Origin of the sequence: Candidatus Methanodesulfokora washburnensis (assembly GCF_003947435.1) — an archaeon.
Taxonomy (GTDB): Archaea; Korarchaeota; Korarchaeia; order Korarchaeales; family Korarchaeaceae; genus Methanodesulfokora; species Methanodesulfokora washburnensis.
In genome coordinates this window covers 1-5,066 of the sequence record NZ_RCOS01000013.1, presented here as the reverse complement: position 1 = coordinate 5,066, position 5,066 = coordinate 1, and the positions used below count along the sequence as shown (strand labels likewise).

General features: G+C 42.0%; 8 protein-coding genes. 1 reads left to right on the top strand and 7 read right to left on the bottom strand.

The window, feature by feature from the left end:
- A partial coding sequence (locus D6D85_RS15930; protein WP_202617257.1) for a hypothetical protein occupies positions 1–401 on the top strand: 401 nt, incomplete at its 5' end.
- Between the two features lie 74 nt (positions 402–475).
- Here D6D85_RS15930 and D6D85_RS00675 read toward each other — a convergent pair.
- From D6D85_RS00675 to D6D85_RS00650, 7 genes are all read right to left on the bottom strand, one after another.
- Positions 476–916, bottom strand: a complete 441-nt coding sequence (locus tag D6D85_RS00675; RefSeq protein WP_125670110.1) for a hypothetical protein — start codon at positions 914–916, stop codon at positions 476–478.
- A gap of 10 nt (positions 917–926) precedes the next feature.
- Positions 927–1,460 (bottom strand): hypothetical protein, encoded by a 534-nt coding sequence (locus D6D85_RS00670; RefSeq protein ID WP_125670109.1) that lies wholly within the window; start codon positions 1,458–1,460, stop codon positions 927–929.
- A 25-nt stretch (positions 1,461–1,485) separates the two neighbouring features.
- Positions 1,486–1,959 (bottom strand): hypothetical protein, encoded by a 474-nt coding sequence (locus tag D6D85_RS00665; RefSeq protein WP_125670108.1) that lies wholly within the window; start codon positions 1,957–1,959, stop codon positions 1,486–1,488.
- Positions 1,960–1,965: 6 nt separating this feature from the next.
- Positions 1,966–3,003: a hypothetical protein gene (locus D6D85_RS00660; RefSeq protein WP_125670107.1), complete on the bottom strand. Its 1,038-nt coding sequence runs from the start codon at positions 3,001–3,003 to the stop codon at positions 1,966–1,968.
- Positions 3,004–3,006: 3 nt separating this feature from the next.
- Positions 3,007–3,909, bottom strand: coding sequence for a hypothetical protein (locus tag D6D85_RS00655; RefSeq protein WP_125670106.1), 903 nt, complete (start codon positions 3,907–3,909; stop codon positions 3,007–3,009).
- A gap of 232 nt (positions 3,910–4,141) precedes the next feature.
- Positions 4,142–4,306 carry a hypothetical protein gene (locus tag D6D85_RS15925; protein ID WP_161969603.1) on the bottom strand — a complete coding sequence of 55 codons (165 nt, stop codon included), beginning with the start codon at positions 4,304–4,306 and terminating at the stop codon, positions 4,142–4,144.
- Positions 4,307–4,725: 419 nt separating this feature from the next.
- Positions 4,726–5,066 (bottom strand): amino acid--tRNA ligase-related protein (locus D6D85_RS00650; RefSeq protein ID WP_337189953.1); only part of this gene is annotated, 341 nt, incomplete at its 5' end.

Below are 5,066 nucleotides of genomic sequence, written 5' to 3'. Positions count from 1 at the left end.
TGAAATCAGGAGTGGATCTTCACGATGCATTTGGCACAATATCCAGGTTTATGACGAGGACTAGGGAGATATGGTATGAGCTGGAGGCTGAGAAGAAGGGAAACTACATCACAGCCGTTCTATCATATCTATTTGTGATGGTGAGCATGGTGATAATGGTCACAATGCTGAATCTTCCAGTTCCATCCCAGCAGGTTGCTAATTCAATGAAGGATGGACTGATGATGCAGGCCTTGATGACAAGTATTTTGTTAGCACTTACACTTGGCACAATAAGGACAGGACATGTCACATCCTCGTTAAGGGAGCTTACAGCATTCTCTCTGGCCGCGTTGATATGCATGCACATAATAGCATCATGGAACCCACCAATACAGATAATAGGAGGGTTGCCAGGCTAATAGCTGTTTCCATCCTAACAACGGCTGGAAATCATCTACTGCTCTTCTTGGTGAGCTAAAGAACTCTTAGAAGATCAGCTCTTTATATTAGCGACCGTTATTGCAGTACCATTAAATGATATTACAATATTTCCTTGAAATAATGTTGATTGGATAACTGGATAAGAAGATGTGTAGTTTGCACTTGCTTGTCCATATGAATAGGGTGGGATTCGTGAGCTGACTCTCACTATCACTTGTCCGGTCGGGCTTACCTGTCCGTTATTCACATTGGTCATGACAACTATCTCCACAAGCTTGTCGCTACCTGCATCTATGCGAAAAGATCTCTGCCCCTCAGCTACACCTTGATCGGCCATTCTGGCCATGAAGGATATCTGTCCAGCCACATACTGGGCTATATCCCTCGCCTGATCCCTTAAAATAGGGGCTATGAAGGAGGGCCTTATGAACAGAAAGAAGGAGGCAAGAAGAATACCAACTATTATCAGCAATGCCCATGTAACTGCCTTCATAAGATCACCCTCATGGATTCCACTTTATGCCTACGACATAAGGCCTCAGATAGTCTATCCTTACTGTGTTCTGCTGTCCTGCTCTGCTCAACCCTCCCTCCGCTGTTATGTTCCATCCTCCTGTGGGTGGCATGCGCGTGGAGCCCACCTTTATTGAAGTGTTCACTTGAACCTCCAGATAGGTCCCCTTCGGGACTATGCACACCCAACTTAACGAGCCATTGTATGCTATCACCATTCCCTGGTATGGAGGCCCTCCATAAACGGTGAAGATGACGGAGCCGTTGTAATCATTTGAGGGATTCACAACCTTCACCACGGCGTTATCAGGCAGGTTTATGCTGACAGTTGTAGATGAGTTCACTCCAGCCTGAACAACATTGTCAATTGCGTTAGATATGGCAATAGCTGCTTTAAGCACTGCATCAAACTTCTGTCTAGCACTTGCACTTTGGACATAGGGATACATGAAGGCGAATGCTGTTGCAATTATTATAAGAGCAAGCACGAAGTAAGCGAGATTTACAACAACATTATGAGGCATTTACCTTCTCCTCCCCTTATTCATCTCAATCTCCCGTGACAACAACTTTAACTGTTATATTTCCACTAGAAGGACAGCAAAAAGAGGAATCAAGGCACTTACTAGGAGGACAGAATGCGTAACCATTTACCGCAGCAACTCTGCTTCTAGTCATGCTTGCTCCCAAGATTAGATATCTGGTTCCGTTGTATAAGATAATTCTGACATCATCCTCTGATGAGACAAGGCCTCGCTTCCAATTTTCATACTCCATATTTTTTAAAATACTGAGAGCCGTAAGATTTACGGTATACGGCAAATCTTTCATTGCAATTCCAACTGTCGGCGGGCTTTTGGTATAGTTCCCTGGATTCTCCAGCAGTTGCCTAAATGCAAGAACTGCCTCCTCCTGAAGGAAGGAGTATTGAGAAGTATACATATTTTTTATAGCAAAAATAGAAAAAAGACCGAACACCACTACCACAAACATGCTGACTAGAAAAGCAAGAACGTTCTCCATTATTCTTCACCCTTTCGTTAATGTAACAGATATCTGGCTAAAGTAGGGCTCTATGAATATAACTTGTCTACTGCATGTTTCATCATGGTCACAATTTAGTGATATGTTTATGGGACCTTGTACTAAAAACACAGGCAGGGGCAGATTTCCTTCTGGACATATATAGCTGGACCCAGTGGATATGCTGTTCCCATAATATCCTGTACAATACATTCCTTTCCTATTTTGTAATATCCAATTAGCATAGCCCGTTAAGTTCACTATCTCTCCGAGGTAATAATCCACATACCTGTATGAGTTACCTAGGGGATCCGTTCCCGTATCTTTAATCGTAACGGCCGAGCTATAAGAGATAAGCTTAGCTGGAATCGAAATAGTTATTATATTAGGATATGGCTTTTCATCTACATTAATATTATAAACTTTTATAATATAGTACGAAACTGTTTTGCTCAGCGCTGATGTAGAACAGCTGTATATAGCTCTGCCTCCAGTAAAACTGCGTTCAAGGGTGCATAGTTGAGAAGAACTCCCATCGCTAATGCTGACAGATGCAGTAAGTGATATAGGAGGGACACCATCATCATAATAAGCAACAACATACACACCCACCGGTACATTTTGAACCGTAGAGATAAAGCTTCTATTCACTAAAGCATAAACATGCGGTGATCCGCTGATGTTTCCCAGAGCGACTGTGATGTTCTCCGTTATGCTGGTTTTTCCACTTCTGCCTCTGATAAGCTGATACGAAAAGTAAGTTCCATTTTTAAATAGTAACCTTAGATATGCCGAGCAGCTTACGTTCTCTTTTTCTCCTATATAAGCCAGGAAGTCGGAGACGCTATCGTTAAAATCATGAAAATTCTGAGTGCTATTCAGATAGTTTACATATATTCCAGCAACACTGCCCGCTACACTTCTAGTCAGCGTTCGCTTGATGAGTATGTTTTCCACTCCCTTTTGATTATACACAAAAATTGAGTAGAGAATTATCGATATTAAAAGTAATGCTATAATAGCCTCTAAGGGTTCTGTTACCAACTCTTACCCCCTCAGGGAGCTTATAACCTGCCCCCAAGAGACTACCGGGCATGTGTTCCAGTAAATTGGTATCTCTTGGACAAAATTATACTCCGGGACTGTTAGTGTTATTTTATCTACAAGACCTGACTGGCCGCTCGTATGCCGGATCTTTATGAACGCATCTGCCATAGTCCTCTGTCCTAGCGCGACCCCTCTACCAGTAGGGTTTGTCATGGGATCAAGATAAAACTCGACGACACCATTGTTAGCCTGTATAGTCCCTTCTCCTTGGCCAGGGAATTGAACTTGTAGATTCTGAAGCTCATCATTTCCTGAGTACGCTAAAATTATATGTATTCTTACTGGATTTGGATTTCCTATCAGGAAATGTGTACTGTCAACTTTATTGTTTCCACCTGAAAAGCACAATCCTGGGGGGATTATCACCATCTGTGAAAGTTCCTCTAGAGAAGTACCTGATAAATAATCTCTCCATGCTTTGCATAACTGGGATTCTTTAGGCTCGCAAGCAACTCCTGTGAAGTATGAGCTATTATCCCAGCTTCTCAGTGTATATACTATGAAACAACGACCGCCTGCAGCCGAGGGCAGTATGTTGTCAATGGATATCCCCTTTACTTTCATCCCGTTTTTCATCGTTTTCAGAACGCTGTCCATATAGTAGTATTTTTCACTGTCATCCCCTCTAAAGGAGTTACAGGTCTTGGCTATCTCATTCATCGCACTAGCTATATCCGTAAAATCTTGAGATGGATCCTGTTTTATGCCAATAGATGGTGGAGTGACAGTTCCAGCTACTGAGAGCAACATAACAACTAGAGCAAAACCCACCAGCAATACCGCACCGCTACCTGCTCTCATGTTCTCTGTTGTATAACGCAGCCAGTGATATTTAATCCTCATGTTTCTTTATTTTATAATTATTACAAAAGTGAGTCGAATTTTTCAGCTGTTTAACTAATCAAGGATCAAAACTAATTTCTTTAAAAAGGAGCTTTCTAGCGAGGAGCAGAGTTAAGCTTAACATTTATTTAGAGACTTATCAAGCACAATCCAAATATCCTGCTGTAGAAATCTACTTCTTATGATCCCAAAAGTTCTTTTCGTTATTCCCTTTGTTATAACATCTCTTTGCCTACACGTGAAGCTCATGCATAAACTTGATGAAAAGGCTTCCTGTTTCCTCATCATAATCCATCATAACGACCTTTCTCGGGATGTTTATCCTGTATCTCTCCTCAATAGTTCTGAGCAGACCCTCTACATCGATCTTCAGCAATGTATCAGTTTTTTGAACCATCTATACCTCTCCTCTTTCTTCTAGAGCTTATAAAGTAGGCTGTGATTATATATCCTTTTCTATCAACCACTAGATAGTCTGATACCATATCCACCGTTGTCGGATAGTTATATAACTATCCGTTCCATCTCGGCCTTAGCCTCATTGATGGCTTTCAGGGGCAACGGAGACTCCCCTCATCCTGAGCTAGTGTCCATTCGGTGCTACATACCTAGATTGTAAAATGCTAATCATGACGAAAAATTCAGCAAGTGCTCTTCTTTGAGATATGAGCTTATCTACAAGGATATTCATAACCTTAAACTCCCCCACACTGCTCACTGTCATATGTTAATTGAAGTCCGAGAGAAATCCCGACTCTTCTAGATTTTTATCACTAAGCTGAAGAGGAAATGAAGTAAATCTAAAAAAGCTAATGATTATGGGAGGACTCTCTCAATATCCCTCGGGAACAAAGCAGCCTCTCTTATGTTCTGTAGGTTAAGCATCTTGTAGATAAATCTCTCTAAACCTAGGGCAAAGCCCCCATGAGGAGGTGCCCCATACCTGAAGAAGCTTGTGAACCACTCCAGCGATTGCTTATCCAGCTTCTTCTCCTCTATCTGCCTCATAAGAACGTCATATCTGTGCTCCCTCTGGCCTCCTGAGCTCACCTCCTCCCCTTTGTATATGAGATCAACGCTCCTAGCCCATGTATCATCAGCTTTCATCACGTAAAAGGGCTTTACAGCGAATGGGAATCTGTTCACGAATATGAAAT

Excerpts from the sequence above, each read along its gene's own strand:
- D6D85_RS00675 (WP_125670110.1), bottom strand. The coding sequence starts at position 916 with ATGAAGGCAGTTACATGGGCATTGCTGATAATAGTTGGTATTCTTCTT.
- D6D85_RS00670 (WP_125670109.1), bottom strand. The coding sequence starts at position 1,460 with ATGCCTCATAATGTTGTTGTAAATCTCGCTTACTTCGTGCTTGCTCTT.
- D6D85_RS00665 (WP_125670108.1), bottom strand. The coding sequence starts at position 1,959 with ATGGAGAACGTTCTTGCTTTTCTAGTCAGCATGTTTGTGGTAGTGGTG.
- D6D85_RS00655 (WP_125670106.1), bottom strand. The coding sequence starts at position 3,909 with ATGAGGATTAAATATCACTGGCTGCGTTATACAACAGAGAACATGAGA.
- D6D85_RS15925 (WP_161969603.1), bottom strand. The coding sequence starts at position 4,306 with ATGGTTCAAAAAACTGATACATTGCTGAAGATCGATGTAGAGGGTCTG.